The following is a 24,164-nucleotide window of genomic DNA, read 5'->3' on the forward strand; positions in this document are numbered from 1 at the left end:
GTTACTTATCAGTCAACGCAAACTGCGTCAGGCAGAAGGTAGGAATACCCATGTCTTCCAGGCGCTGCGAGCCACCCAGTTCCGGCAGATCGATAATCGCCGCCGCTTCATGCACCCGCGCGCCCATGCGACGGATCAGGTTGGCGGCGGCAATCAGGGTGCCGCCGGTCGCAATCAGGTCATCGAACATCACCACCGAATCCCCCTCGCACAGGCTGTCAGCGTGCACTTCCAGGAAGGCTTCGCCGTATTCGGTCGCATAGCCCTCGGCCAGCACGTCAGACGGCAGTTTGCCTTGCTTGCGGAACAGCACCAGCGGCTTGTTCAACTGATAGGCCAGTACCGAACCGATCAGGAAGCCACGGGCGTCCATTGCGCCGACGTGGGTGAAGTCCGCCTCGACGTAACGGTGGGCGAAGCTGTCCATCACCAGGCGCAGTGCCGTGGGCGACTGGAACAGCGGGGTGATGTCGCGAAAGATCACACCCGGCTTCGGGAAGTCGATGACAGGGCGGATGAGGGATTTGATGTCGAAGGAGTCGAAGGCCATAGTCGAAGAATCCTGGCAGGGCTGCAAACGACTCAGTATAACGGCGGCTGAACCGTTTCGTGCAGCCGCAACGGTTTGTTTCAGCTTTCCAGTGAGCCACCGGCCAGGGCGCACAGCTGGATCGGGTCGATAATCCGGATTTCCTTGCCTTCTGCCGCGATCAGTTCGTTTTGCTGGAAGCGCGTGAAGACGCGGGACACGGTTTCCACTGCCAGGCCCAGGTAGTTGCCGATTTCGTTACGCGACATGCTCAGGCGGAACTGATTGGCGGAAAAGCCCCGGGCGCGGAAACGTGCCGAGAGGTTGACCAGGAAGGTGGCGATGCGTTCGTCGGCGGTCTTTTTCGACAACAGCAGCATCATCTGCTGGTCGTCACGGATTTCGCGACTCATCACCCGCATCAGCTGACGGCGCAACTGTGGCAATTGCAGGGCCAGTTCGTCGAGGCGTTCGAAAGGAATTTCACACACCGAAGTGGTTTCCAGGGCTTGTGCCGACACCGGGTGCTTTTCGGTGTCCATGCCCGACAGACCGACCAGTTCGCTGGGCAGGTGGAAACCGGTGAGCTGTTCTTCACCGGTGTCACTCAGGCTGAAGGTCTTGAGGGCGCCGGAACGGACTGCGTAGACAGAATCGAAGGTATCGCCCTGGCGAAACAGGAATTCGCCTTTTTTCAGCGGCCGGCCACGTTTGACGATTTCGTCCAGCGCATCCATGTCTTCCAGATTCAGCGAAAGTGGCAGGCAAAGAGGGGCCAGGCTGCAATCCTTGCAATGGGCTTGATTATGAGCGCGCAGTTTTACTGGCTCGGACATTTCTTCAATCCTTGTGGGAATTCACACATAAGACGTAAGGGTAACTCACCATAGGATATCGAGGCCAGTCTGGGGCGCTTGCTTGCAGAATTAGATTACCCGTGAGAAGCGCTGGCGACTGTGTTGTTCCAGGTACGCGTCGAACACCATGCACACCGAGCGCACCAATAGTCGCCCGGCGGGCAGGATGGTGATCCTGTCGCGATCGAGTTCGATCAGCCCGTCTTTGGCCATGTCTTGCAGTTGGGGCCAGAGATCGCCGAAATAGCCCTGGAAGTCGATGTTGAAGGCCTGCTCGATGTCGGAAAACTCCAGGCTGAAGGTGCAGATCAATTGCTGGATGACTGCGCGCCGTAAACGGTCGTCCGCGTTGCACTGCAGGCCTCGGCTGGTGGCCAGTTGCGACGTGGCAAGGATGTTCTGATACTCGTTCAGGTCGCTGCTGTTCTGGCAGTACAGGTCGCCGATCTGGCTGATTGCCGACACGCCGAGGCCGATCAAGTCGCAATGACCGTGGGTGGTGTAGCCCTGGAAATTGCGTTGCAGGGTCGATTCTTCCTGGGCAATCGCCAGCTCATCATCGGGCAGAGCAAAGTGGTCCATGCCGATGTAGCGGTAGCCGGCCGTGATCAGTTGCTCGATGGTGCGATGCAGCATTTCCAGTTTCTGCGCGGGTGTCGGCAGTTCATTGCTGTTGATGCGCCGCTGCGGCATGAAGCGTTCCGGCAGGTGGGCGTAGTTGAATACCGATAAACGGTCCGGTTGCAGGTGGATGACCTCTTCGACGGTGCGGGCGAAGTTCTCCGGCGTCTGTTTCGGCAGGCCGTAGATCAGGTCGATGTTGATCGAGCGAAACTGCAAGGTGCGGGCGGCATCGATCACCGCGCGGGTTTCTTCCAGGCTTTGCAGGCGATTGACTGCACGTTGCACTGCCGGGTCGAGGTCTTGCAGGCCGATGCTGACCCGATTGAAACCCAGTTCGCGCAGCAGGCCCATGGTCGACCAGTCGGCCTCGCGCGGGTCGATCTCGATGCCGTAGTCGCCGGAGTCGTTGTCCAGCAAATTGAAGTGTTTGCGCAAATGCGCCATCAACTGGCGCAGTTCGTCGTGGCTGAGAAAGGTCGGCGTGCCGCCGCCGAAATGCAGTTGCTCGACTTTCTGCGTGGGGTCGAGGTGGCAGGCGATCAACTGGATTTCCTGTTCCAGGCGCTGCAAATACGGCTGCGCCCGGCCGCGATCCTTGGTGATGACTTTGTTGCAGGCGCAGTAATAGCAAATGTTCGCGCAGAACGGCACGTGCACATACAGCGACAACGGGCGTTGAGCCTTGCGGCTGTCGCGCAGGGCATGGAACAGGTCGAAAGTGCCGACCTGGCTGTTGAACTGCACGGCGGTCGGGTACGAGGTATAGCGTGGTCCCGCCAGGTCATAACGGCGGATCAGATCGGTGTCCCAACGAATGGCGTCGAGCATCATGCGGGCATTCCCCCGGATAGGCTGGCAGTGTTTGCGAGTCTAGGGAGAAGTGCGCAAAGGCATCTTGATTTGCATCAAAGGGTGTCAAGATCAAAAGATCGCAGCCTTCGGCAGCTCCTACAGGTGTACGCCAATCCATGTAGGAGCTGCCGAAGGCTGCGATCTTTTGATCTTTGCTTTTTTTAATGCCCCATCAGCCAATGCTGATGCGGCCCCGGCAAGGTCCAGATGCCGAACAGCATCACCAGCAGTCCGCCCGCCATCCGCACGCTGCGCTTGCGCAACAATGCGGTGATGCGTTCGGCGGCAAGGCCAGTCGCCAACAGCACCGGCCAGGTGCCGAGGCCGAACGCGAGCATCAACAATGCGCTGTCCAGCGCGTTGCCCTGACTGGCCGACCACAGCAAGGTGCTGTAGACCAGGCCGCACGGCAGCCAGCCCCAGAGCGCACCCAATAGCAGCGCGCGCGGAACGCTCGACACCGGCAGCAACCGGTTGGCGACTGGCTGGATATGCCGCCACAAGCCCCGACCGAGACTTTCGATACGGGTCAGGCCGCTCCACCAGCCGGCCAGGTACAGGCCCATGGCAATCAGCAACAATCCGGCGAGGATACGCAGGAACATCGCTGCCGGGCTGCTGGCCACGGCCCATCCGGCCAGGCCGATCAGCAGTCCGGCGCAGGCATAGCTCAGAATCCGGCCCAGGTTGTAGGCCAGCAGCAAACGAAAGCGGCGGTTGCGTTGTTCCTTGGGAATCGCCAGGGTCAGCGCGCCCATCAAGCCGCCGCACATGCCCAGGCAATGGCCGCCACCGAGCAGGCCGAGGATCACCGCAGACACCAGCAGGGGCGCCAACTCAAGCATGGGGTGGGGCCTTGTCGTCCGTTTTGGCCGGTTGGCCGCTGGCCTCATCGACGGCGGCGGTGTGGTTCGGGTCCTGGTCGTCGAACAGGATGCTGTGGGCCGGGCCGTCGAGGTCGTCGTACTGACCGCTGTCGACCGCCCAGAAGAAGATATAGACGGCGATGGCCACGATCAGCAGCGCGGCGGGAATCATCACGTATAGAGCTGGCATCTGGACTCCATGCCCGCGCGGCTCAGGCCGGCAGCGGGCGGGTTTCTGGCGTGGTGCCAGCGGCAGGTGCGCTCGGCATGCGAGTCAGGCGCAGGGCGTTCAACACCACGGTCAACGAACTGATCGACATGCCCACCGCCGCCCAGACCGGAGTGATCCAGCCGAGGGCGGCGAAGGGCAACATGAGGCCATTGTACAGCCCCGCCCACAGCAGGTTCTCGATAATGACCCGGCGGGTGCGCCGCGCCAGGCCGAAGGCTTGCACCAGCGCATCGAGGCGGTTGGACAACAACACGGCATCGGCACTGGTTTTCGCCAGGTCAGTGGCCGAGCCCATGGCGACGCTGATATCCGCCGCCGCCAACACCGGCACGTCATTGACCCCGTCACCCAGCATCAATACCTTGCGACCCTCCTTGTGCAACTGTTGCAGGACCTGCAGTTTGTCGTCCGGACGCAAGCCGCCGCGGGCTTCATCGATGCCCAGTTCCGCCGCCACACTGGCGACCATCGGCGAGCTGTCGCCGGACAACAACAGCGTGCGCCAGCCACGCGCCTTGCACGCGGCCAGCAGCGCAGGCGCGTCGGCACGCAAGCGATCATCGAGGACGAGCCAGGCCAGCGGCCCCTGGCTGTCACCGAGCAGCAGCCATTGGCCAGCCTCTTCGGGCATCGACGGCACCACGGCGCCGCTGAGTTCGCAGACGAAGCGAGGTTGGCCGATGCGCAGGCGTCGCCCTTCAACCAGCCCCTCAAGGCCGAGGCCCGGTGTGCTGTGGACTTCTTCGGCAGCCATCGGCGCGCGTCCGAACGCACGGGCGATCGGGTGTTCGGAGCGATTTTCCAGGGCGGCGGCGAGGCTCAGGCATTGATCGCTGTCGAGCGCGCCGAGGGGGCGGATCGAGCGTAGCGCCAGGCGACCTTCGGTGAGGGTGCCGGTCTTGTCGAAAATCACCGTGTCGATCTGGTTCAGGCCTTCCAGCACATGGCCGCGCGTCAACAGCAGGCCAAGTTTGTGCAATGTGCCAGTGGCGGCTGTGAGGGCGGTCGGCGTCGCCAGCGACAAGGCGCACGGGCAGGTTGCCACGAGCATTGCCAGCACAATCCAGAAGGCCCGCGAGGCGTCCAGCTCCCACCACAGCAGGCCAATCGCGGCGGCGGCGATCAGCGACAACAGCAGGAACCATTGCGCGGCGCGGTCGGCGACTTCCGCCAGTCGCGGCTTTTCGGCCTGGGCACGATCGAGCAGGCGAACGATGGCCGAGAGGCGAGTGTCCTGGCCCAGGGCCTGGACCTCGACGGTCAGCGCGCCTTCGACGTTCAGGGTGCCGGCAGTGACCGCATCGCCGAGGCTGCGTGGTTGCGGCAGGTATTCGCCGGTCAACAACGACTCGTCGACACTCGACTGACCATCGAGGATCTTGCCGTCAGCCGGAAGAATGGCGCCCGGATGAACCAGCACTTGATCGCCGACACGCAGTTCACTGAGCAGAATGCGTTCGCTCTGGCCGTCGGGCGTCAATCGCAGGCACGAGGCGGGCAGCAGATTCACCAGCTGCGCAGTGGCGGCAGCCGTGCGTTCGCGGGCGCGCCGCTCCAGATAACGCCCGGCCAGCAGGAACAGGGCAAACATGCCGACGGCATCGAAATACAGTTCGCCAACCCCGGTGATCGAGGTCCAGATCCCGGCGATGTAGGCACTGCCGATGGCCAGCGACACTGAAACGTCCATGGTCAGGTGGCGGGTGCGCAGGTCGCGCATGGCACCTTTGAAGAACGGCGCGCAGCTGTAGAACACGATCGGGGTGGTAAGGAACAGGGCGACCCAGCGCAGGATGGTGTGCATTTCAGGGCTGAGGTCGATGTTGAATTCAGGCCAGGTAGCCATGGTTGCCATCATCGCCTGGAACCACAGCAGCCCGGCCACGCCGAGCTGGCGCAGGGCCAGGCGGTTTTCGCTGGCCAGTTGTTCGCAGGCGCGGTCGGCCTGATACGGGTGTGCAGCGTAACCGATCTGGCGCAGTTCGCTGAGCATTTGGCTCAGGGGTAATTGCGCGTCGGCCCAGCGTACGTGCAGGCGGTGGTTGGACAGGTTAAGGCGCGCTTCGGCCACGGCCGGCAAGGTGCGCAGGTGTTTTTCGATCAGCCAGCCGCAGGCCGCGCAGCTGATGCCTTCCATTAACAGTGTGATTTGCGCCACTTCGCCTTCGTGGCGAACAAAGGGTTGCTGCACATCGGCGCGGTCGTACAGTGCCAGTTCGTCCACCAGTTGCACCGGCAGCGCCTCGGGGTTGGCCGAGGCTTCGCTGCGGTGCTGGTAATAGCTTTCCAGACCGCCGGCGACAATGGCCTCGGCCACGGCCTGGCAACCCGGACAGCAGAATTCGCGGGATTCCCCGAGTACGACGGCGATGAAGCGGTTGCCGGTCGGGACGGGCAGGGCGCAGTGGTAGCAGGGGGTTGGGGTGGTCATGGGCAATCTATGGTGTCTGGATGGGCCTCTTCGCTGGCAAGCCAGCTCCTACGCAGATTCGTGTGATCCTGTAGGAGCTGGCTTGCCAGCGAAGCGCGAAGCGCAAACATTATTTCTTCAGGTCTTCGGCACCTTGCAGCGGCTCGTCGCCCAGCAGCAGATCCTTGTCATGGCTGACCAGTTCCTCTTCGAACATGCGCCAGATGTGGTCGTCCTGGGTGCCGAGCAACTCGATAAAACGCCGGCCTTCGATCTTGTCGCTCAACTGGCCGATGTAGCGGCCCTGTTCGGTTTCGCTGCGGGCCAGGGTGATCTTGCGATCCTTTTCCGGCTGGGTCGGCGAGATCAGGTTCAGCTCCAGGGTCTTGGGCTGGCTCTCGCCGCTCAGGCGCAGGTCAACCTCGCCGGTCACGCCATCGAGATGAACGCTGGCGCGCATTTTCAGGGTCTGGGCCAGCAGCTCACGGTCGAGGGAGCGGTTGATGCCTTTGCCAGCCTCGTAGTAGTTGTCGTTGACCAGATTGTCCGGGTTGTTCACCGCGATGGTCACCATGGACAAGGTCAAGGCCACCGAGCAGGCCAGGATCCCGATGATGATCCACGGCCAAAGGTGCTTGTACCAGGGGCTTGCGGCAGTTGCTGCGGGCATGTTCAGTTCTCTCAACGAATTTGTGGGCCGATGAACCGGCTCTTGGCTTCAATGTGAACGCTGTCGTCATCAGCGTCCTTGAGGATGAATTTCACCTCATTGGTGCTCGACGGCAGTTTTTCCGGCGCAACGGACAGCTCGGCAGGCTGGCTGACGATCTCGCCGGCCGCGACCTTGATCTCGCGCCGGCCCTGCAATTTGAGATCCGGCAGGCCAGAGGCTTCGAGCACGTAGGTATGGTCGCGCTGGTCCTTGTTCATGATTTTCAGGCTGTAGACGTTTTCGATCCGGCCTTCGGCGTTCTCGCGGTACAGCACGCGGTCCTTGCTGACATCGAAACCCACCAGCGCACGCATGAAGAATGCCGTCGCCAGCAAGCTGATCATCGCCAGCAGCACCACGGCATAGCCGATCAGGCGCGGGCGCAGTTTATGGGTTTTCTGCCCGGACAGGTTGTGCTCGGTGGTGTAGCTGATCAGCCCGCGCGGGTATTCCATCTTGTCCATGATGGCGTCGCAGGCATCGATGCAGGCGGCGCAACCGATGCATTCGATTTGCAGGCCGTCACGGATGTCGATACCGGTCGGACAGACCTGGACGCACATGGTGCAGTCGATGCAGTCACCCAGGCCCTGAGCCTTGTAGTCGATGCCTTTTTTACGCGGGCCACGGCTTTCGCCACGGCGCGGATCGTAGGAAACGATCAGGGTGTCCTTGTCGAACATCACGCTCTGGAAGCGTGCGTACGGGCACATGTAGATGCACACCTGTTCGCGCAACCAGCCGGCATTGCCGTAAGTGGCGAGGGTGAAAAAACCGACCCAGAAGTACGACCAGCCATCCGCCTGGCCGGTGAAGAAGTCGAACACCAGTTCGCGGATCGGCGAGAAGTAACCGACGAAGGTCATGCCGGTGACGAAACCGATCAACAGCCACAGGGTGTGCTTGCTGAGTTTGCGCAGGAACTTGTTGGTGCTTATCGGCGCCTTGTCGAGCTTGATGCGCTGGTTGCGGTCACCTTCGGTGACTTTTTCGCACCACATGAAGATCCAGGTCCAGACGCTTTGCGGGCAGGTATAACCGCACCAGACCCGTCCGGCGTACACGGTGATGAAGAACAGGCCGAACGCGGCGATGATCAACATGCCGGACAGCAGAATGAAATCCTGGGGCCAGAAAGTGGCGCCGAAAATGAAGAATTTGCGCTCCGGCAGGTTCCACCACACGGCCTGATGACCGCCCCAGTCCAGCCACACCGTGCCGAAGTACAGCAGGAACAACAGGGCGCCGCCGGTCATCCGCAGATTGCGGAACAGGCCGGTGAAGGCGCGGGTGTAAATCTTTTCTCGAGAGGCGTAGAGGTCGACGCTGTTGTTCGCGTTCTTGGCAGGTGGAGTGACGTCGTGTACCGGAATCTGGTTGCTCATCATTGCATCCCACGGCAGTGGAAAAGTGCCTCGGTCAGTACGTGCCGACCGCGGTCAAAAAGGGGGTGTTGCAGTGGCTCAATGATACGCCTGTCGCTCTAGCCTGCGGGTGCGACCTTTGGTCACGTTTGGCAAAATCATTTGATGGTGTAATGACTTGAATCAATTGACTTGGAAATTATGGACTGCTTTGCGCAGGTCGACGGTCATTCGGCCCATGGGTTGATCAGTTGTACGCCGCTGGACTGAAAGTCTGCGACATTGCGTGTGACCACCGTCAAACCATGAACCAGCGCCGTGGCCGCAATCAAGGCATCGCTTTCATTGGCTCTGTCGGGGACATGCAGACTGGCGCAGCGAATCGCTACGGCGGCATCGACCGGAAGGATTCGGGCGTCGAAGGCTGGCATGACGTGATGCTTCAACCAAGTGCGCAAGACTTTCCCTTGGACGGGATCCCGACGCTCCATTCGTAGAACGCCTGTCTCCAGTTCCTTCAAGGTAATAGCCGAAATGAACATGCGTGGAGCGATGACACTTTTGGCCCACGCAACGACGTTCGCGTCAGCCTGGGGTTTGCGTAGTTCAGAAATTACGTTGGTGTCGAGTAGAAACATCAGGACAGATCCACAGGGCGATGTTTGATCACGGCACGCTCGGTTTCGAATTCGATATCGGCTGCTTCTGGCATGACCAGCAGTTCGGCGATGTCGACGTTAGTGCCAGTCAGTTTTTGGTAGTCCTCAATGCTTAGCAGCACATGGGCCGGTTTGCCCCGGTCAGTGATGAAAACAGGCCCCTGGCGTGTGGCTTTTTTGGCACCGCTTGTGTCTTGGTTGAATTCGCGGCTGGAAATCGTGGTGATGGCCATCATGGTTGGCCCTCCTGAAATAGCTTTGTAGAAACGTTACTACTATGTGCGGCATCCGACAACCTCGCAGAAGGTGTTGGGCATTACCATCGGTCGAATCCCAATAGACTGTTTTAAACAAAACGGCCCCGCCAATTCACATTGGCAGGGCCGATTTTTGTTGCTTCAAGCGTTTGCCTTACTGGGCGTCCGCTGCCTTCTCGCCATGAGACAGGCTGTAGACGTAAGCGGCCAGCAGGTGAACCTTGTCGTTACCCTGCATCGCCTCTTGCGCAGGCATCTGGCCCTGACGGCCGTAACGGATGGTCTGCTGCAGTTGAGCGAAGCTCGAACCGTAGATGAACGCGGCCGGGTGAGTCAGGTCAGGCGCGCCCATCGCTGGTGTGCCTTTGCCTTCCGGACCGTGGCACGCCACGCAGTTGGTGGCGAACAGTTTCTGCCCGGCAACCGGGTCGGCCTTGGTGCCTTCCGGCAGCTTGCGGCCATCGAGGTTGGTCAGGACAAACGCGGCCACGTCGGCCACGCCTTGCTCGCCGATCACTTCAGCCCACGCAGGCATCACGGCATGACGGCCGCCCATGATGGTGGTCTTGATGGTTTGCGGCTCGCCGCCCCAGCGCCAGTCGGCGTCGGTCAGGTTAGGGAAACCATAGGCGCCCTTGGCGTCGGAACCATGGCAAACCGAGCAGTTGGAGGCGAACAGGCGGCCACCCATCTTCAGCGCTTGCGGGTCCTTGGCCACTTCCTCGATTGGCATGGCAGCGAACTTGGCGAAAATCGGACCGAACCTGGCGTCCGACCTGGCCATTTCCTTTTCCCACTCGTGAACGCCGGTCCAGCCGGTCTGGCCGTTGGCGAACGGGGTCTGCTTCTCGTTGTCGAGGTAGCCGTAACCCGGCAGCAGGCCTTTCCAGTTACCCAGGCCCGGATACAGCGCCAGGTAGCCCAGTGCGAAGATGATGGTGCCCACGAACAGCATGAACCACCATTTCGGCAGCGGGTTGTCGTACTCCGCGATCCCGTCGAAAGAGTGCCCGACTGTCTCGTCTGTCTGCTCGGTGCGCTGGCCCTTGCGGGTCGACAGCAGCAGCCAGGTCAGGGAAAAGATAGTACCGAGACTGAGGACTGTGACGTACAGACTCCAGAATGTAGTCATTCTTTGTTACTCCTAGAAGCTTGCTCGACGTGCTTGATGGCTTCGGGATCATCCGCGAAAGGCAGCAAGGTCGCGTCTTCAAACTCCGACTTGCGCTTGGGACTGAACACCCACAGTGCCAGTCCGATGAAGGCCACCATCACGACAACGGTGCCCAGGCCACGAATCATCCCGATATCCATCCAATTCACCGTTTGCTTTTGATGATGGTGCCCAGGCCTTGCAGATAGGCCACCAGCGCGTCCATTTCGGTTTTGCCCTTCACGGCATCCTTGGCACCGGCGATGTCTTCGTCGGTGTAAGGGACGCCGAGCGTGCGCAAGACCTCCATTTTTTTGGCGGTATCTTTGCCGTCGAGCTTGTTTTCCACGAGGAACGGGTAGGCCGGCATTTTCGACTCAGGCACGACGTTGCGCGGGTTGTACAAGTGCGCACGCTGCCAGTCATCGGAGTAACGACCGCCGACACGGGCCAGGTCCGGACCGGTACGCTTGGAACCCCACAGGAACGGGTGGTCCCAGACGCTTTCACCGGCGACCGAGTAATGGCCGTAGCGTTCGGTTTCAGCACGGAACGGACGGATCATCTGCGAGTGGCAGCCGACACAACCGTTGGCGATATAAATGTCCCGGCCTTCCAGTTCCAGGGCGGTGCGGGGCTTCATGCCCTCGACCGGCTTGTTGGTGACATCCTGGAAAAACAGCGGAACGATCTGGGTCAGGCCGCCGACGCTGACGGCAATGACCATGAAGAAGGCCAGCAGGCCAATATTCTTCTCGACTGCTTCATGCTTCATCAGTGAGCTCCAACTACGGCAATCTTGGCGGCGGCTTCGGCTTCAGCCGGGTTCGAGGCGCGTACGGTGCGCCATACGTTGTAGGCCATGAACAGCATGCCGGTGGCGAAGAACGCACCGCCCAGGGCGCGAACGATAAAGCCCGGGTGGCTGGCTTGCAGCGCTTCGACGAACGAGTAGGTGAGGGTGCCGTCGTCGTTGATTGCACGCCACATCAGGCCCTGGGTGATGCCGTTGACCCACATCGAGGCGATGTACAGCACGGTACCGATGGTCGCGAGCCAGAAGTGGGTGTTGATCAGGGCAGTGCTGTGCATCTGCGCACGACCGAACAGTTTCGGGATCATGTGGTAGATGGCGCCGATCGAGATCATCGCCACCCAGCCCAAGGCGCCTGCGTGTACGTGGCCGATGGTCCAGTCGGTGTAGTGCGACAGCGAGTTGACGGTCTTGATGGCCATCATCGGGCCTTCGAAGGTCGACATGCCGTAGAACGCCAGGGAGACGACCAGGAAGCGCAGGATCGGGTCGGTGCGCAGCTTATGCCAGGCGCCCGACAGGGTCATCATGCCGTTGATCATGCCGCCCCAGCTCGGCGCGAGCAGGATGATCGACATCGCCATGCCCAGGGACTGAGCCCAGTCCGGCAGTGCGGTGTAGTGCAAGTGGTGCGGACCTGCCCAGATGTACAGGGTGATCAGCGCCCAGAAGTGCACGATCGACAGGCGATAGGAGTAGATCGGACGCTCGGCCTGTTTCGGCACGAAGTAGTACATCATGCCCAGGAAGCCGGTGGTCAGGAAGAAGCCCACGGCGTTATGGCCGTACCACCACTGGATCATCGCGTCCGTCGCGCCCGAGTAGGCCGAGTACGACTTGAACAGGCTGACCGGCAGCGACATGTGGTTGACGATATGCAGCATCGCCGTCACGACGATGAAGGCACCGTAGAACCAGTTACCGACATAGATGTGCTTGGTCTTGCGCTTGGTGATGGTGCCGAAGAACACCAGACCGTAAGTAACCCAGACGATGGCCAGCAGAATAGCCAGGGGCCATTCCAGTTCCGCGTATTCCTTGGTGGTGGTGTAACCCAGCGGCAAGGTCACGATCGCGCCGACGATCACCGCTTGCCATCCCCAGAAGGTGAAGGCGGCGAGGCTGTCGGAAATCAGTCGCGTTTGGCAGGTTCGCTGCACGACGTAATAAGAAGTGGCAAACAGTGCACATCCACCGAAGGCGAAAATCACCAGGTTGGTGTGCAACGGGCGCAGGCGTCCAAAGCTCGTCCATGGCAGACCGAAGTTCAACTCCGGCCAGACCAGTTGCGAGGCGATGAATACGCCGAGCCCCATGCCAAGGATCCCCCAGACCACCGTCATGATGGCGAACTGGCGGACTACCTTATAGTTATAAGCAGTCGGACTGATTGCTGTGCTCATTCTAAGGTTCCACGGTTTGGGTGTTTTATTAGGATTAAAAATCGGCCGCAAGTATGGAGAAAGCAAGGGGTCATTGCAACGCGCCATGACCTGGGTCAATGCGTTCAAAAGCTGATTCTGCGGCCTTTCCATGCGCCGCGTAAGGACAAAATTGCCCGCGGGCAAAACGTCCCGGCGGACTGATCAGGCGAGGGGGTCAGGTCGGATGTAACGGGGTGTGTTCAAACGCAACGTTTGGCTGACCGAAGGCAATTGGTGCGACAGCCGGTATCTACCAGCCTTTGCGGCCTGTCATCGGGCAGATTCGTCGAACACATCGTTCAGGGTCGACCTGGAACCGGCACCGGCCAGTCCGCATCGGGGGAAGCTTAGACCCGAATCCAGGGATCCGAAAGGAAGAGTCAAAGAGGGTGCGACAATGCGTCGCAAAGGGGCAGGGAACTGCCGCATCCGCGAGAATGCGGCAGCAGAGCGGTCGGGATTTATTTGCGGTTGTCTTCAGCCTGTAAGCGCTCGGTATTCAAGCCGTGGGACAGGCTGTACACATACGCGGCCAGCAATTGCACTTTGTCGTTGCCGAGCAGTTCGGCCTGTGCCGGCATATGGCCTTGGCGGCCATGCCGAATCGTCTGTTCAAGTTGCGTCAGGCTCGTCCCGTAGATGAAGCCTGCCGGGTGCGTCAGGTTCGGTGCGCCCATGGCTTCAGTGCCCTGGCCGTTTGCCCCATGGCAAGCCACGCAGGTGGTGCTGAACGCTTGCTGTCCGGCCTGCAGATCGGCTTTGCTGTCGGCAGGCAATGGCAGCTTGGCCAGGCCATGGCGCACATACGCGGCGACGTTCTTCACGCCGTCTTCCCCCAGGACTTCACCCCAGGCCGGCATCATCGCCATCCGGCCACCCGTGATGGTGGTCTTGATGGTTTCTGCATTGCCGCCCCAGCGCCAGTCGCTGTCGGTCAGGTTGGGGAAGCCGAACGCACCCTTGGCATCCGAGCCGTGGCACACCGAGCAGTTGGAGGCAAACAGGCGGCCGCCCATTTTCAGCGCTTGCGGATCCTTGGCCACTTCTTCCACAGGCATCGCCGCGAATTTGGCGAAGATCGGCCCGAACTTCGTGTCGGCCTTGGCCATTTCCTTTTCCCATTCGTGCACCCCGGTCCAGCCGTTTTCGTAGCCGGGGAGAACGCCTTTCCAGTTGCCCAGGCCTGGATAAAGGATCAGATAGCCGATGGCAAACACCAGCGTGCCGGCGAACAGCATGAACCACCATTGCGGCAATGGGTTGTCGTATTCCTCGATGCCGTCGAAGCTGTGGCCCATGGTCTGGTCGACACTGCCCTTGGTTTCCCCCTTGCGGGTACCGATCAGCAGCCAGGTCAGGCCGATCAGGCTGCCGATGGTCAGTACGCAGATCCACGTACTCCAGAAGGTGGTCATGGGCGGGTACTCCTTGTGACAGGTTCGTCAGTAATGTCGGGTTGTGGCTCGTCGGCGAACGGCAGCAGGCGTGCTTCGGCGAATTCCGGGCCGCGCTTGCCGTTGAACACCCATAGCGTCAGGCCGACGAAGGCCACGAACACCACGACGGTGCCCAGGCCACGGATCATTCCAGTGCTCAATTCAAACATTGCTCACCTCTTGCTCTTGATCGCAGTGCCGAGCACTTGCAGGTAGGCGACCAGCGCATCCATCTCGCTCTTGCCCTTGAGCGAAGCGACGGCGCCGGTGATGTCCTCGTCGGTGTAAGGCACGCCCAGGGTACGCATGGCCTTGATCTTGGTTTCGGTATGACTGCTGTCGAGCTGGTTGGCCACCAACCACGGGTAGGCGGGCATCTTCGACTCCGGCACGACGTTGCGCGGGTTGTACAAGTGCGCGCGGTGCCAGTCATCCGAGTAACGCGCGCCGACCCGCGCCAGGTCTGGCCCGGTGCGTTTCGAACCCCAGAGGAACGGGTGATCCCAGACGCTTTCGCCAGCCACCGAATAGTGGCCGTAGCGTTCGGTCTCGGCGCGGAACGGACGGATCATCTGCGAGTGACAGCCGACGCAGCCTTCGCGGATGTAGATGTCGCGACCTTCCAGTTGCAGCGCGGTATAGGGCTTCATGCCTTCCACCGGTTTGTTGGTCACGTCCTGAAAGAACAGCGGGACGATTTGGGTCAGGCCGCCGATGCTCACGGCCAGGATCATCAGCAGCAGCAACAGGCCGACGTTTTTCTCGATAGTTTCGTGTTTCATGGCGGACTCCTCAGGCCATCTGCGCGGCAGCGGCGACTTCGGCAGGCTGCGAGGCCCGCACGGTGCGCCAGGTGTTGTAGGCCATCAGCAGCATGCCGCTGAGGAAGATCGCGCCACCCACCAGCCGCACGACGAAGCCAGGGTGGCTGGCCACCAGGGTTTCGACGAAGGAGTAAGTCAGCGTGCCGTCCTCGTTCACCGCGCGCCACATCAGGCCCTGGGCGATGCCGTTGACCCACATCGAGGCGATGTAGAGCACGGTGCCGATGGTGGCGAGCCAGAAATGCGCGTTGATCAGGCCGATGCTGTGCATCTGCTCGCGGCCGAAGACTTTCGGGATCATGTGGTACAGCGCGCCGATGGAGATCATCGCCACCCAGCCCAGGGCGCCGGCGTGTACGTGGCCGATGGTCCAGTCGGTGTAGTGGGAGAGGGCGTTGACGGTCTTGATCGCCATCATCGGCCCTTCGAAGGTCGACATGCCGTAGAACGCCAGCGACACCACGAGGAAGCGCAGGATCGGGTCGCTGCGCAACTTATGCCAGGCGCCCGACAGGGTCATCATGCCGTTGATCATCCCGCCCCAGCTCGGTGCCAGCAGGATCAGCGACATCACCATGCCCAGCGACTGCGCCCAGTCCGGTAGCGCGGTGTAGTGCAAGTGGTGCGGACCTGCCCAGATGTACAGGGTGATCAGCGCCCAGAAGTGCACGATCGACAGGCGATAGGAATACACCGGGCGCTCGGCCTGTTTCGGCACGAAGTAGTACATCATCCCGAGGAAACCGGCAGTGAGGAAAAAGCCCACGGCGTTGTGCCCGTACCACCATTGCACCATCGCATCGGTGGCGCCGGAGTACAGCGAGTAGGACTTGGTGAAGCTGACCGGCAATTCCATGTTGTTGACGATGTGCAGGATCGCCACGGTGATGATGAACCCGCCGAAGAACCAGTTACCGACATAAATGTGTTTGGTCTTGCGCTGCATGATCGTGCCGAAGAACACGATGGCGTAGGCGACCCAGACGATGGTGATCAGTATGTCGATCGGCCATTCCAGTTCCGCGTATTCCTTGGAACTGGTGTAGCCCAGCGGCAGGCTGATGGCCGCGAGCAGAATCACAAGCTGCCAGCCCCAGAAGCAGAAGGCGGCGATTTTCGGTGCAAACAGCCGGGTCTGGCAGGTGCGTTGCACCGAGTACAACGAACTGGCGAACAGCGCGCAGCCCCCGAACGCGAAGATCACCGCATTGGTGTGCAGCGGGCGCAAGCGGCCGAAGCTGGTCCACGGCAAATTGAAGTTGAGTTCGGGCCAGACCAACTGGGCAGCGAGAAAAACCCCGAGCCCCATGCCGACGATGCCCCACACCACCGTCATAATGGCGAATTGGCGGACCACCTTGTAGTTGTAGGCGGTACTGATAGAAGTGTTCATGGTTCCCCATCCACGGTTCAGCCGAAGTGAGCGCGCAGCGCAAGGCAGTGCACCCTTCGGCCGGAGTTATAGGCAGACTGAAAGCGAGGCAAGCATGGACAAAGGGCACAAGGCCGGTATTGACGGGGATCAATGGGCGCAGTGCGTGCGGGATCATGGATGGTTGTGGAATGCCGCGACAGGCAAGGCGTCGGCGACGCTTATTCTCGCCCACGGCGCCGGCGCACCGATGGACAGCGACTGGATGAGCGACATGGCTGCACGCCTCAAAGCTCAAGGCGTCAACGTGTTGCGCTTCGAGTTTCCCTACATGGCGCAGCGGCGCCTCGACGGCGGCAAACGCCCGCCGAACCCGGCGCCGAAACTGCTGGAATGCTGGCGCGAGGTGTATGCCCAGGTGCGACGCCATGTCACTGGGCCGCTGGTCATTGGCGGCAAGTCCATGGGCGGTCGCATGGCCAGCCTGCTGGCGGATGAATTGGGGGCGGATGCGCTGGTGTGCCTGGGCTATCCGTTTTATGCGGTGGGCAAGCCGGAGAAACCACGGGTCGAACATCTGGCCGGGCTGAAGACTCGGACCTTGATCGTGCAGGGCGAGCGCGATGCACTGGGCAATCGCGAGGCGGTCGAGGGGTATGCGCTATCGCCGAGTATCGAGGTGTTCTGGCTGGTGGCGGGGGATCATGACTTGAAGCCATTGAAGGCTTCGGGGTTTACCCATGAGCAGCATTTGGCGGCTGCGGCGCAGAAGGTCGCAGCATTTTTGTGAGATGCAAGATCAAAAGATCGCAGCCTGCGCCAGCTCCTACAGGGTGTAATACAGACAAAAGTAGGAGCTGGCGCAGGCTGCGATCTTTTGATTTTGAGGTTACCGGTTAAACCGCTCCACCAACGAATACTGGGTATTGGCCGTCTTGGTCAGCTCTTCACTGAGCAACGCCGAGTTCTGCGCTTGTTCCGAGGTCTGGTCCGCCAGGTCCGAAATGTTGCTGATGTTGCGGCTGATTTCTTCGGCCACGGCGCTTTGCTCTTCGGTCGCAGCGGCGATCTGGGTGGTCATGTCGGTGATGTTGGCCACCGCTTCGCTGATCCCGACCAGTGCCTGGTCCGCTTCCAGTACCCGCGCCACGCCTTCTTCCGCCTGACGATGCCCGGCTTCCATGGTCTGCACGGCAGTACTGGCGGTTTGCTGGAGCTTGGCGATCAGCGCATGAATCTGCCCGGTGGATTCGCTGGTGCGTTGCGCCAGCTGCCGGACTTCGTCGGCCACCACCGCAAAACCACGACCCATCTCGCCGGCACGGGCCGCTTCGATGGCGGCGTTCAGGGCCAGCAGGTTGGTCTGGTCGGCGATGCCTTTGATCACATCGACCACGCCACCGATTTCGTTGCTGTCCTTGGCCAGTTGGGTCACGGTCACGCCGGTTTCACCGACCACCACCGACAGGCGCTGGATGGCTTCGCGGGTCTCCCCGGCGATGTCACGACCACGACCGGTCAGGCGATTGGCTTCCTGGGTGGCGTCGGCGGTGCGTTGTACGTGGCTGGCGACTTCCTGGGTGGTAGCGGCCATCTGGTTGACCGCGGTGGCCACTTGCTCGGTCTCGACGCGCTGGCGTTCCAGGCCGCTGGAACTGTTGTGTGCCAAGGCATCGGACTGCCTGGCCTGATCGGTCAGGTGTTCGGCCGTGTCCTGCAGGCGGGTCAGGCAGGTTTTCAGGCGTGCCTCCTGGCTGAGGATGGACATTTCCAGGCGCGCCTGGGCGCCACGACTGTCGGTGTACATCTGTGCGATCAACGGATCGGAGGTGGTCTGCTCGGCCAGGCGCAGCAAGCGCTTGAGACCACGCTGCTGCCACTGAAGGCCCATCAGGCCCAGCGGCACCGAGAGCCCTGCTGCCAGGGCAAACCCCCAATGGGAGTTCAGCGATGCACCGATCATGAAGCTCAATTGGCTGACCAGAATGAACGGCAGCCAGTCCTGCAGGATCGGCAACCATTTATCCGAGGAGGGAACGGCCGACTTGCCCTGGTTGATGCGTTGGTAGAGCGCTTCGGCGCGGCGGATCTGTTCGGCAGTGGGCTTGATCCGCACCGACTCGTAACCGATTACCTGATTGCCTTCGAAGATCGGTGTCACATAGGCGTTCACCCAGTAATGATCACCGCTCTTGCAGCGATTCTTGACAATGCCCATCCATGGCAAGCCTTGTTTGAGTGTGCCCCACATGTGCGCGAACACCGCGGCCGGGACGTCGGGGTGACGGACCAGGTTGTGCGGTGCACGGATCAGCTCCTCCCGGGAAAACCCGCTGATTTCGACGAAAGCGTCGTTGCAGTAGGTGATCATGCCCTTGGCATCGGTGGTGGAAATCAACCGTTGCTGAGCCGGGAAGGTCCGCTCGCGCTGTGTAATTGGCTGGTTGTTACGCATGGCTTTTTCAATCCGCAAGGCTTTCAAGAGTTGTCGGCTGCGTCGCGGATTTATTGAATGTTTTTTAAGCGTCTGACGTGTGTCTCAATTTCGCCCTGTGTTGAAAGGATTGACCTGCCCGGCGGTTGAACTTTTCAGGTTTCCCTTAATGAGCGGGTGCGTACGATTCGCGGCTATTTTGCGTGTGACGTTATTTTTGGTCAGGCAGAAAGTGATGCATGACATCCAGGGTGTCGCCGGGTTTCCCGCATTTACATTAATGGAATTTGATTGTTTTTCAGCTTTTGGAAAAGGGCTGGGGATGAATGAGGCGAGTAGCAATGCGTAAGAAAGTTGCAATCGTAGGGACGTCGTTCCGCTTTCAATGTCGTCTGTCACACTGTTTTCGCGAGCAGGCTCGCTTGTACAGGTGTTTTGTGCGGATTTGAAGTTCAGGCCGCCCCCACATCCCGCATCAACAGCCCAAACTCCAGATCCACCGCATCCGGTATTGGCAAATACACCGTATGCCCATCGCCCGGTGCAACCTCGATCGCTTGACCCTTGGCGTTTTGCAACTGATGCAGATCGAAGTGGAAGTTGCCCTTGGGCGTCATCAGTTCCATGTGATCGCCCAGGCCGAAGCGGTTCTTCACCTTGATCTCGGCCAGTCGATCCCGGCGCTGGCCAGTCAGTTCACCGACAAACTGCTGGCGCTCCGACACCGAGCTGCCGTTCTGGTAGTTCTGGTACTCGTCATGCACATGCCGGCGTAGAAAACCTTCGGTGTAGCCGCGCTGGGCGAGGGATTCCAGGTCGGTCATCAGGTCGCGGTCGAAGGCCCGGTCCGCCACCGCGTCATCGATGGCCCGGCGATAAACCTGGGTAGTGCGCGCGCAATAAAAATGGGATTTGGTCCGGCCTTCGATTTTCAGCGAGTGCACGCCCATGTGCGTCAGGCGTTCGACGTGCTGCACGGCGCGCAGGTCCTTGGCGTTCATGATGTAAGTGCCGTGCTCGTCTTCGAAGGCGGGCATCTGTTCGCCGGGACGATTGGCTTCCTGCAGCAGGAACACCTGGTCGGTAGGTGCGCCGATGCCCAGGGTCGGTTCGGGATCGAATGTCTGGACGATCTCTCCGAGCTGGTTTTCGGTGGCCGGTTGCGCTGAATATTTCCAGCGACAGGCATTGGTGCAACTGCCCTGATTGGCGTCGCGCCTGTTCATGTAGCCCGACAGCAGGCAGCGCCCGGAATAGGCCATGCACAACGCGCCGTGCACGAACACTTCCAGTTCCATGGCAGGCACTTGCTCGCGGATCTCGGCGATTTCTTCCAGCGACAGCTCCCGGGACAGGATGATCCGGCTCAGGCCTTGCTGCTGCCAGAACTCGACACTCGCCCAGTTCACCGTATTGGCCTGCACCGAAAGGTGGATCGGCATCTGCGGGTAGTGCCGGCGCACCAGCATGATCAGGCCGGGGTCGGACATGATCAGTGCATCCGGGGCCATGGCGATCACTGGTTCAAGGTCTTTGAGGAAGGTCTTGAGCTTGGCGTTGTGCGGTGCGATGTTCACCACCACGTAAAAACGCTTGCCCTGAGCCTGTGCCTCGCGAATGCCCAGAGCCAGGTTGGCGTGATCGAATTCGTTGTTGCGCACCCGCAGGCTGTAGCGCGGCTGGCCGGCGTACACGGCATCGGCGCCGTAGGCGAAGGCGTAACGCATGTTTTTCAGGGTACCGGCGGGGGCGAGCAGTTCTGGTGCGCAGAGGTTCATGGCGGTGTCGGTCGCAAAAGCCGCACAGGGTAAATGTCCTGTGCCGAGGGTTTATTGACCTGGATCTATGCCTGATCAACCAACCGTTGGCATTCGCGCGAGCCGTGGCGGACTAAACATCATCGTCAGCTTTTTCATCCAGCTGCCTCAGGCGCTGAATCTGCCGGACTGGCCGGTGCCGATGCGTTGCGACAGCTCCCGGGCGGCAGGCAGCGAAGTGAGCGGGCCGCTGATCTGCACGCCGTCCTGCACCAGATACCAGCAGGCGAGCATGCCCAGCTCTCTGAGCTGTGGGGGAACCGCGCTGCCGATAACGGACATGATCTGAACTTTGGACATGAAAAGTACCTCCATCAATCTGTGGAGTTACTTTAAGGTCCGGGTGCCTCGAGGGGTAATCAACGCTTTCGATAGTGGTCATTGATGCCAGCGGGGGCAAACGACCGTCGGTCGGTCAGTTGACCACCTGATCGAGCATATGAACCACTTCCTGCTCGTTGAGCAGGCCCTTGCGCACCAGGCTTTGTGTCAGCAGCGAGAGAAACTTGGCGCTGCGATGGCCTTCCAGGTGCTTGAGTTCGGTCAGTGCGTTGTAGACCTTGCTGGAGGTGCACAGACCGACGATGCGGTGCGGGTTTTGCGTTGGCATGTGGTCGTCCTTGTTGTTATCAACCTGTTATCGACGGACAGCACCGAGCTTGCGGAACTGTCATGACAAAAATATGACCGTTTTTTGCCGCAAGGCAGAAAACGGGTCGAGTCCATCTTGCCCGTTTCCACCACGGGCATTGTCCCGATAGCGACCTTGGCGAGATTTATCCAGACCTGCACCGACAAAAGGGATAAAAAAGCCCCGCTGTTTCAGCGGGGCTTGATGAGTCCGTTACCAGCGGCCGTAGTGATGGCCGTAGCCGCCGCGAGGCGGGCCGTAGTAACCACGGGGTGGTCCGTAGTACATCGGGGTCGGGCGGTAGTAGATCGGTTGTTGCACGTAGACCGGGGCCGGTTGGTAGTAAACCGGAGGCGGTGGTGCGTAATAAACTGGCGCGGGCTGGTAGTAGACCGGTTGCGGTGCGACATAGACCGGACGGTTAGCGTTGATCAGGGCCGAGCCGACAATGGCAGTACCGACGATCGCGCCAAACACCGCCGGGCCTTGCCAGTAATTGCCTCCACCATGGGCTTGCGCCTGTCCTGCGATAGCGAGGGCGCCGATCAGTAAGGCAACTGTGGGGACTTTACGGATCATGATAGTTCCTCGGTTCTTCAGCCCGGCGCTTGTGTCTGCAATAGACTCAAGGATTGTCGCGGGGATACTTCTAAGACAGCGTATTTCTGAAAAACAGCACGGCCGTTGAGTAAATTTTGTGTAAGGTCTGTACCGACTTTCTTACCGGACTGTTTAAGCCTGTGTAATCAAGTTTATATGATCGATCAGAACCCGATGGAGGGCTAATCCCCGTCCATCCGAAAAGTGCATTTGAAGGAGCTTTCCCATGCAGATGAACCCCAACAAAGACACCCAGCTGTGCATGTCCCTTTCAGGGCGCCCCGGGAACTTTGGTCTGCGTTTTCATAATCATCTGTATGAACAGCTGGGCCTGAATTTTTACTACAAGGCCTTTGCCAGTCAGGACCTGCCGGGCGCCGTTGCCGGTATTCGCGCCCTGCGGATTCGGGGCTGTGGCGTGTCGATGCCGTTCAAGGAAGCCTGCATTGCCCTGGTGGATGAGCTCGACGCCTCGGCCGCCGCCATTCAATCGATCAATACCATCGTCAACACCGACGGTCATCTCAAGGCCTATAACACTGACTACATCGCCGTGGCCCAGTTGCTGGAAAAACATCATGTGCCCAAGGACTCGACCTTTGCCTTGCGCGGCAGCGGCGGCATGGCCAAGGCCGTGGCGAGCGCCTTGCGCGATGGCGGCTATGAAAACGGCCTGATCGTGGCCCGCAACGAGCGCGCCGGCCAAGCGCTGGCGCAGTCGCTGGGGTATGAGTGGCAGGCCGAGCTGGGGCATCGTCGCCCGCAGATGCTGGTCAACGTCACTCCTATTGGCATGACGGGAGGGCCGGAGGCCGATCAACTGGCCTTTGAGGCGGACGTGATCGAAAAAGCGGAAACTGTCTTCGATGTGGTGGCGATTCCATCGGAAACACCGTTGATCGTGCGTGCTCGTGCCGCAGGCAAGCGGGTCATCACCGGCCTGGAAGTGATCGCGATCCAGGCGCTGGAGCAATTTGTGCTCTATACCGGCGTACGACCGACGGACGAGCAATTCCACAAGGCCGTGGCGTTTGCCCGCAGCTAGGCGATGTAGCCTCTGTAGGAGCTGGTTTGCCAGCGAAGAGGGCGGCCCATTCAACATCGATGTTGCCTGACAGGCCGCCTTCGCTGGCAAGCCAGCTCCTACAAGGGGTTGAAGGTGATCGCTGGTTTCGTGCCAGACACCAATCAATGCGGGGGCTGCGTTTACTCGAGGCGGGCCAGTCGTTCTTCCAGTGCGGCGATGCGCGCTTCCAGCTCTTCGATCCTTTCAACCGAAACCCCGCTGCTGCCACGTTCGGCCGGGTTTTGCCGTGCCGCCATGATCGCCTCGATATCTGCCGGATCACCCAGAGCGTGGGTATAGCGGTCTTCACGCTGGCCGGCCTGACGCGGAATCAGCACGGCCAGGCCCCGGGCAATCAGGCGTTCGAGTTGATGCACCACCTGTTCGGCATCTTCGAATTCATGCATGCGGCCGCTGCGGGTCAGCAGTTCATTGACGGTCTGCGGGCCGCGCAGGAACATCAGCCCGGTCAGGATTACCTGCGCCGGCACCAGTTCCAGGGCCTTGTCGACCCGGTGCTCCCAGCGGTCGGCGCGGCTGCCCATCACCAGTCTGGCGAAACCGCGTCCTTCGAGGACGCGCAGGCTATGGCCGACCTGGCCTGGTGTGAGGTTCATCACCGGCTCGCGGCTGGTTTTCTGGTTGCAGGCAATCACCAGGGCATTGAGGGTCAGGGGATAGGTTTCCGGGCTGGTGGCCTGTTTCTCGATCAACGAGCCCAGAATGCGGATTTCCGTACTGTCGAGTCGCGGCTCGTCTAAAGTCGTCTCTTGCTCAGTGCTCATGGTTCTGCGTCCTTACCCGATTCATGTTTTCACTCGCGTGGATGCACTTTAGATGGGCCGGCGCCAATGGCAACCGAATTCGTTGCGTCATCAAGTGAATGATGACAAAAAGTGTATGAATTATTAACGCCATTTTTACAATTGGCCGGGCACCGTATGCGGGTTCGCGCGCAAGTGCGTCCACAGGGCGGGATATTGTTGGCGTCATCGCCCCAAATAGCTGAACCCTGCATCGAGTCGGCCGGTGTACGACACCTTCATTCGCCTCTGATAAAAGAAATCCAATAAAGGCGAGAGTGACTCCATGAGCCAAGACATTTTTGTATCCGTACTGATTCCCGCCAAAAACGAAGCGAACAACCTCAAGCCATTGCTTGAGGAAATCCGCGTCGCATTGGCCGCTGAATCGTACGAAATCATCGTCGTCGACGATGGCAGCACCGATT

The 24,164-nt window shown here is 60.3% G+C and carries 27 protein-coding genes; 3 read left to right on the forward strand and 24 right to left on the reverse strand.

What is annotated here, in order from left to right:
* Position 1: 1 nt before the first annotated feature.
* The 18 genes from KW849_RS22960 to ccoN (KW849_RS23045) form a co-directional block, all read right to left on the reverse strand.
* Entirely contained in the window at positions 2–550 is a 549-nt protein-coding gene (locus KW849_RS22960; protein ID WP_218431391.1) for an adenine phosphoribosyltransferase, read from the reverse strand.
* Positions 551–630: 80 nt separating this feature from the next.
* On the reverse strand, positions 631–1,365 hold the full coding sequence (gene fnr / locus KW849_RS22965; protein ID WP_007995802.1) for a fumarate/nitrate reduction transcriptional regulator Fnr: 735 nt from the start codon (positions 1,363–1,365) through the stop codon (positions 631–633).
* A gap of 90 nt (positions 1,366–1,455) precedes the next feature.
* Complete coding sequence (gene hemN / locus KW849_RS22970; protein WP_218431410.1) at positions 1,456–2,838, reverse strand: oxygen-independent coproporphyrinogen III oxidase; 1,383 nt, start codon at positions 2,836–2,838, stop codon at positions 1,456–1,458.
* A gap of 185 nt (positions 2,839–3,023) precedes the next feature.
* On the reverse strand, positions 3,024–3,707 hold the full coding sequence (locus KW849_RS22975; RefSeq protein WP_218431392.1) for a sulfite exporter TauE/SafE family protein: 684 nt from the start codon (positions 3,705–3,707) through the stop codon (positions 3,024–3,026).
* Entirely contained in the window at positions 3,700–3,918 is a 219-nt protein-coding gene (gene ccoS, locus KW849_RS22980; RefSeq protein WP_056721958.1) for a cbb3-type cytochrome oxidase assembly protein CcoS, read from the reverse strand. Before ccoS ends, KW849_RS22975 begins: the two co-directional genes overlap by 8 nt.
* A 22-nt stretch (positions 3,919–3,940) precedes the next feature.
* On the reverse strand, positions 3,941–6,391 hold the full coding sequence (locus KW849_RS22985; RefSeq protein ID WP_218431393.1) for a heavy metal translocating P-type ATPase: 2,451 nt from the start codon (positions 6,389–6,391) through the stop codon (positions 3,941–3,943).
* Between the two features lie 109 nt (positions 6,392–6,500).
* Entirely contained in the window at positions 6,501–7,040 is a 540-nt protein-coding gene (locus tag KW849_RS22990; RefSeq protein WP_218431394.1) for a FixH family protein, read from the reverse strand.
* An 11-nt stretch (positions 7,041–7,051) separates the two neighbouring features.
* A complete protein-coding gene (ccoG, locus tag KW849_RS22995; protein WP_218431395.1) occupies positions 7,052–8,467 on the reverse strand; it encodes a cytochrome c oxidase accessory protein CcoG in 1,416 nt (471 codons plus the stop codon).
* Positions 8,468–8,673: 206 nt separating this feature from the next.
* Positions 8,674–9,084: a type II toxin-antitoxin system VapC family toxin gene (locus KW849_RS23000; protein ID WP_218431396.1), complete on the reverse strand. Its 411-nt coding sequence runs from the start codon at positions 9,082–9,084 to the stop codon at positions 8,674–8,676.
* Positions 9,084–9,338: a type II toxin-antitoxin system Phd/YefM family antitoxin gene (locus KW849_RS23005; protein WP_218431411.1), complete on the reverse strand. Its 255-nt coding sequence runs from the start codon at positions 9,336–9,338 to the stop codon at positions 9,084–9,086. The genes KW849_RS23000 and KW849_RS23005 overlap by 1 nt, the downstream gene beginning before the upstream one ends.
* A 178-nt stretch (positions 9,339–9,516) precedes the next feature.
* Complete coding sequence (ccoP, locus tag KW849_RS23010) at positions 9,517–10,494, reverse strand: cytochrome-c oxidase, cbb3-type subunit III (protein WP_108219168.1); 978 nt, start codon at positions 10,492–10,494, stop codon at positions 9,517–9,519.
* Positions 10,491–10,676 carry a CcoQ/FixQ family Cbb3-type cytochrome c oxidase assembly chaperone gene (locus KW849_RS23015; protein ID WP_003175465.1) on the reverse strand — a complete coding sequence of 62 codons (186 nt, stop codon included), beginning with the start codon at positions 10,674–10,676 and terminating at the stop codon, positions 10,491–10,493. Before KW849_RS23015 ends, ccoP (KW849_RS23010) begins: the two co-directional genes overlap by 4 nt.
* A 5-nt stretch (positions 10,677–10,681) precedes the next feature.
* Positions 10,682–11,290 carry a cytochrome-c oxidase, cbb3-type subunit II gene (gene ccoO, locus KW849_RS23020; RefSeq protein WP_010456412.1) on the reverse strand — a complete coding sequence of 203 codons (609 nt, stop codon included), beginning with the start codon at positions 11,288–11,290 and terminating at the stop codon, positions 10,682–10,684.
* A complete protein-coding gene (ccoN, locus tag KW849_RS23025) occupies positions 11,290–12,732 on the reverse strand; it encodes a cytochrome-c oxidase, cbb3-type subunit I (RefSeq protein ID WP_218431397.1) in 1,443 nt (480 codons plus the stop codon). The genes ccoO (KW849_RS23020) and ccoN (KW849_RS23025) overlap by 1 nt, the downstream gene beginning before the upstream one ends.
* A 482-nt stretch (positions 12,733–13,214) precedes the next feature.
* The gene (ccoP, locus tag KW849_RS23030) at positions 13,215–14,168 is read right to left on the reverse strand and encodes a cytochrome-c oxidase, cbb3-type subunit III (protein ID WP_218431398.1); all 954 of its coding nucleotides are present in this window, start codon (positions 14,166–14,168) and stop codon (positions 13,215–13,217) included.
* Positions 14,165–14,359 carry a cbb3-type cytochrome c oxidase subunit 3 gene (locus KW849_RS23035; RefSeq protein ID WP_218431399.1) on the reverse strand — a complete coding sequence of 65 codons (195 nt, stop codon included), beginning with the start codon at positions 14,357–14,359 and terminating at the stop codon, positions 14,165–14,167. Before KW849_RS23035 ends, ccoP (KW849_RS23030) begins: the two co-directional genes overlap by 4 nt.
* Positions 14,360–14,362: 3 nt before the next feature.
* Positions 14,363–14,971, reverse strand: a complete 609-nt coding sequence (gene ccoO / locus KW849_RS23040) for a cytochrome-c oxidase, cbb3-type subunit II (protein ID WP_008020035.1) — start codon at positions 14,969–14,971, stop codon at positions 14,363–14,365.
* Positions 14,972–14,981: 10 nt separating this feature from the next.
* Positions 14,982–16,406 carry a cytochrome-c oxidase, cbb3-type subunit I gene (gene ccoN, locus KW849_RS23045; RefSeq protein ID WP_218431400.1) on the reverse strand — a complete coding sequence of 475 codons (1,425 nt, stop codon included), beginning with the start codon at positions 16,404–16,406 and terminating at the stop codon, positions 14,982–14,984.
* Positions 16,407–16,500: 94 nt separating this feature from the next.
* Here ccoN (KW849_RS23045) and KW849_RS23050 point away from each other — a divergent pair, with 94 nt between their 5' ends.
* Positions 16,501–17,175, forward strand: a complete 675-nt coding sequence (locus KW849_RS23050) for an alpha/beta family hydrolase (RefSeq protein ID WP_256357330.1) — start codon at positions 16,501–16,503, stop codon at positions 17,173–17,175.
* Positions 17,176–17,274: 99 nt separating this feature from the next.
* On the opposite strand, the gene KW849_RS23055 is transcribed toward KW849_RS23050, so the two are convergent.
* From KW849_RS23055 to KW849_RS23075, 5 genes are all read right to left on the reverse strand, one after another.
* Entirely contained in the window at positions 17,275–18,840 is a 1,566-nt protein-coding gene (locus KW849_RS23055; RefSeq protein WP_218431401.1) for a PAS domain-containing methyl-accepting chemotaxis protein, read from the reverse strand.
* 431 nt (positions 18,841–19,271) lie between these two features.
* The gene (gene yegQ / locus KW849_RS23060) at positions 19,272–20,597 is read right to left on the reverse strand and encodes a tRNA 5-hydroxyuridine modification protein YegQ (RefSeq protein ID WP_218431402.1); all 1,326 of its coding nucleotides are present in this window, start codon (positions 20,595–20,597) and stop codon (positions 19,272–19,274) included.
* Positions 20,598–20,744: 147 nt separating this feature from the next.
* Complete coding sequence (locus tag KW849_RS23065; RefSeq protein ID WP_218431403.1) at positions 20,745–20,936, reverse strand: hypothetical protein; 192 nt, start codon at positions 20,934–20,936, stop codon at positions 20,745–20,747.
* A gap of 115 nt (positions 20,937–21,051) precedes the next feature.
* Complete coding sequence (locus tag KW849_RS23070) at positions 21,052–21,246, reverse strand: hypothetical protein (RefSeq protein WP_218431404.1); 195 nt, start codon at positions 21,244–21,246, stop codon at positions 21,052–21,054.
* Positions 21,247–21,480: 234 nt separating this feature from the next.
* Positions 21,481–21,846, reverse strand: coding sequence for a hypothetical protein (locus KW849_RS23075; protein WP_218431405.1), 366 nt, complete (start codon positions 21,844–21,846; stop codon positions 21,481–21,483).
* A gap of 247 nt (positions 21,847–22,093) precedes the next feature.
* Here KW849_RS23075 and KW849_RS23080 point away from each other — a divergent pair, with 247 nt between their 5' ends.
* Positions 22,094–22,912, forward strand: coding sequence for a shikimate 5-dehydrogenase (locus tag KW849_RS23080; protein ID WP_218431406.1), 819 nt, complete (start codon positions 22,094–22,096; stop codon positions 22,910–22,912).
* Positions 22,913–23,073: 161 nt separating this feature from the next.
* On the opposite strand, the gene KW849_RS23085 is transcribed toward KW849_RS23080, so the two are convergent.
* Positions 23,074–23,718, reverse strand: a complete 645-nt coding sequence (locus KW849_RS23085) for a YceH family protein (protein WP_218431407.1) — start codon at positions 23,716–23,718, stop codon at positions 23,074–23,076.
* Positions 23,719–24,022: 304 nt separating this feature from the next.
* On the opposite strand from KW849_RS23085, the gene KW849_RS23090 reads away from it, so the two are divergent.
* The coding region (locus KW849_RS23090; RefSeq protein ID WP_218431413.1) for a glycosyltransferase at positions 24,023–24,164 on the forward strand (142 nt) is incomplete at its 3' end.

The organism is Pseudomonas sp. PDM26 (assembly GCF_019219185.1).
Taxonomy (GTDB): Bacteria; Pseudomonadota; Gammaproteobacteria; order Pseudomonadales; family Pseudomonadaceae; genus Aquipseudomonas.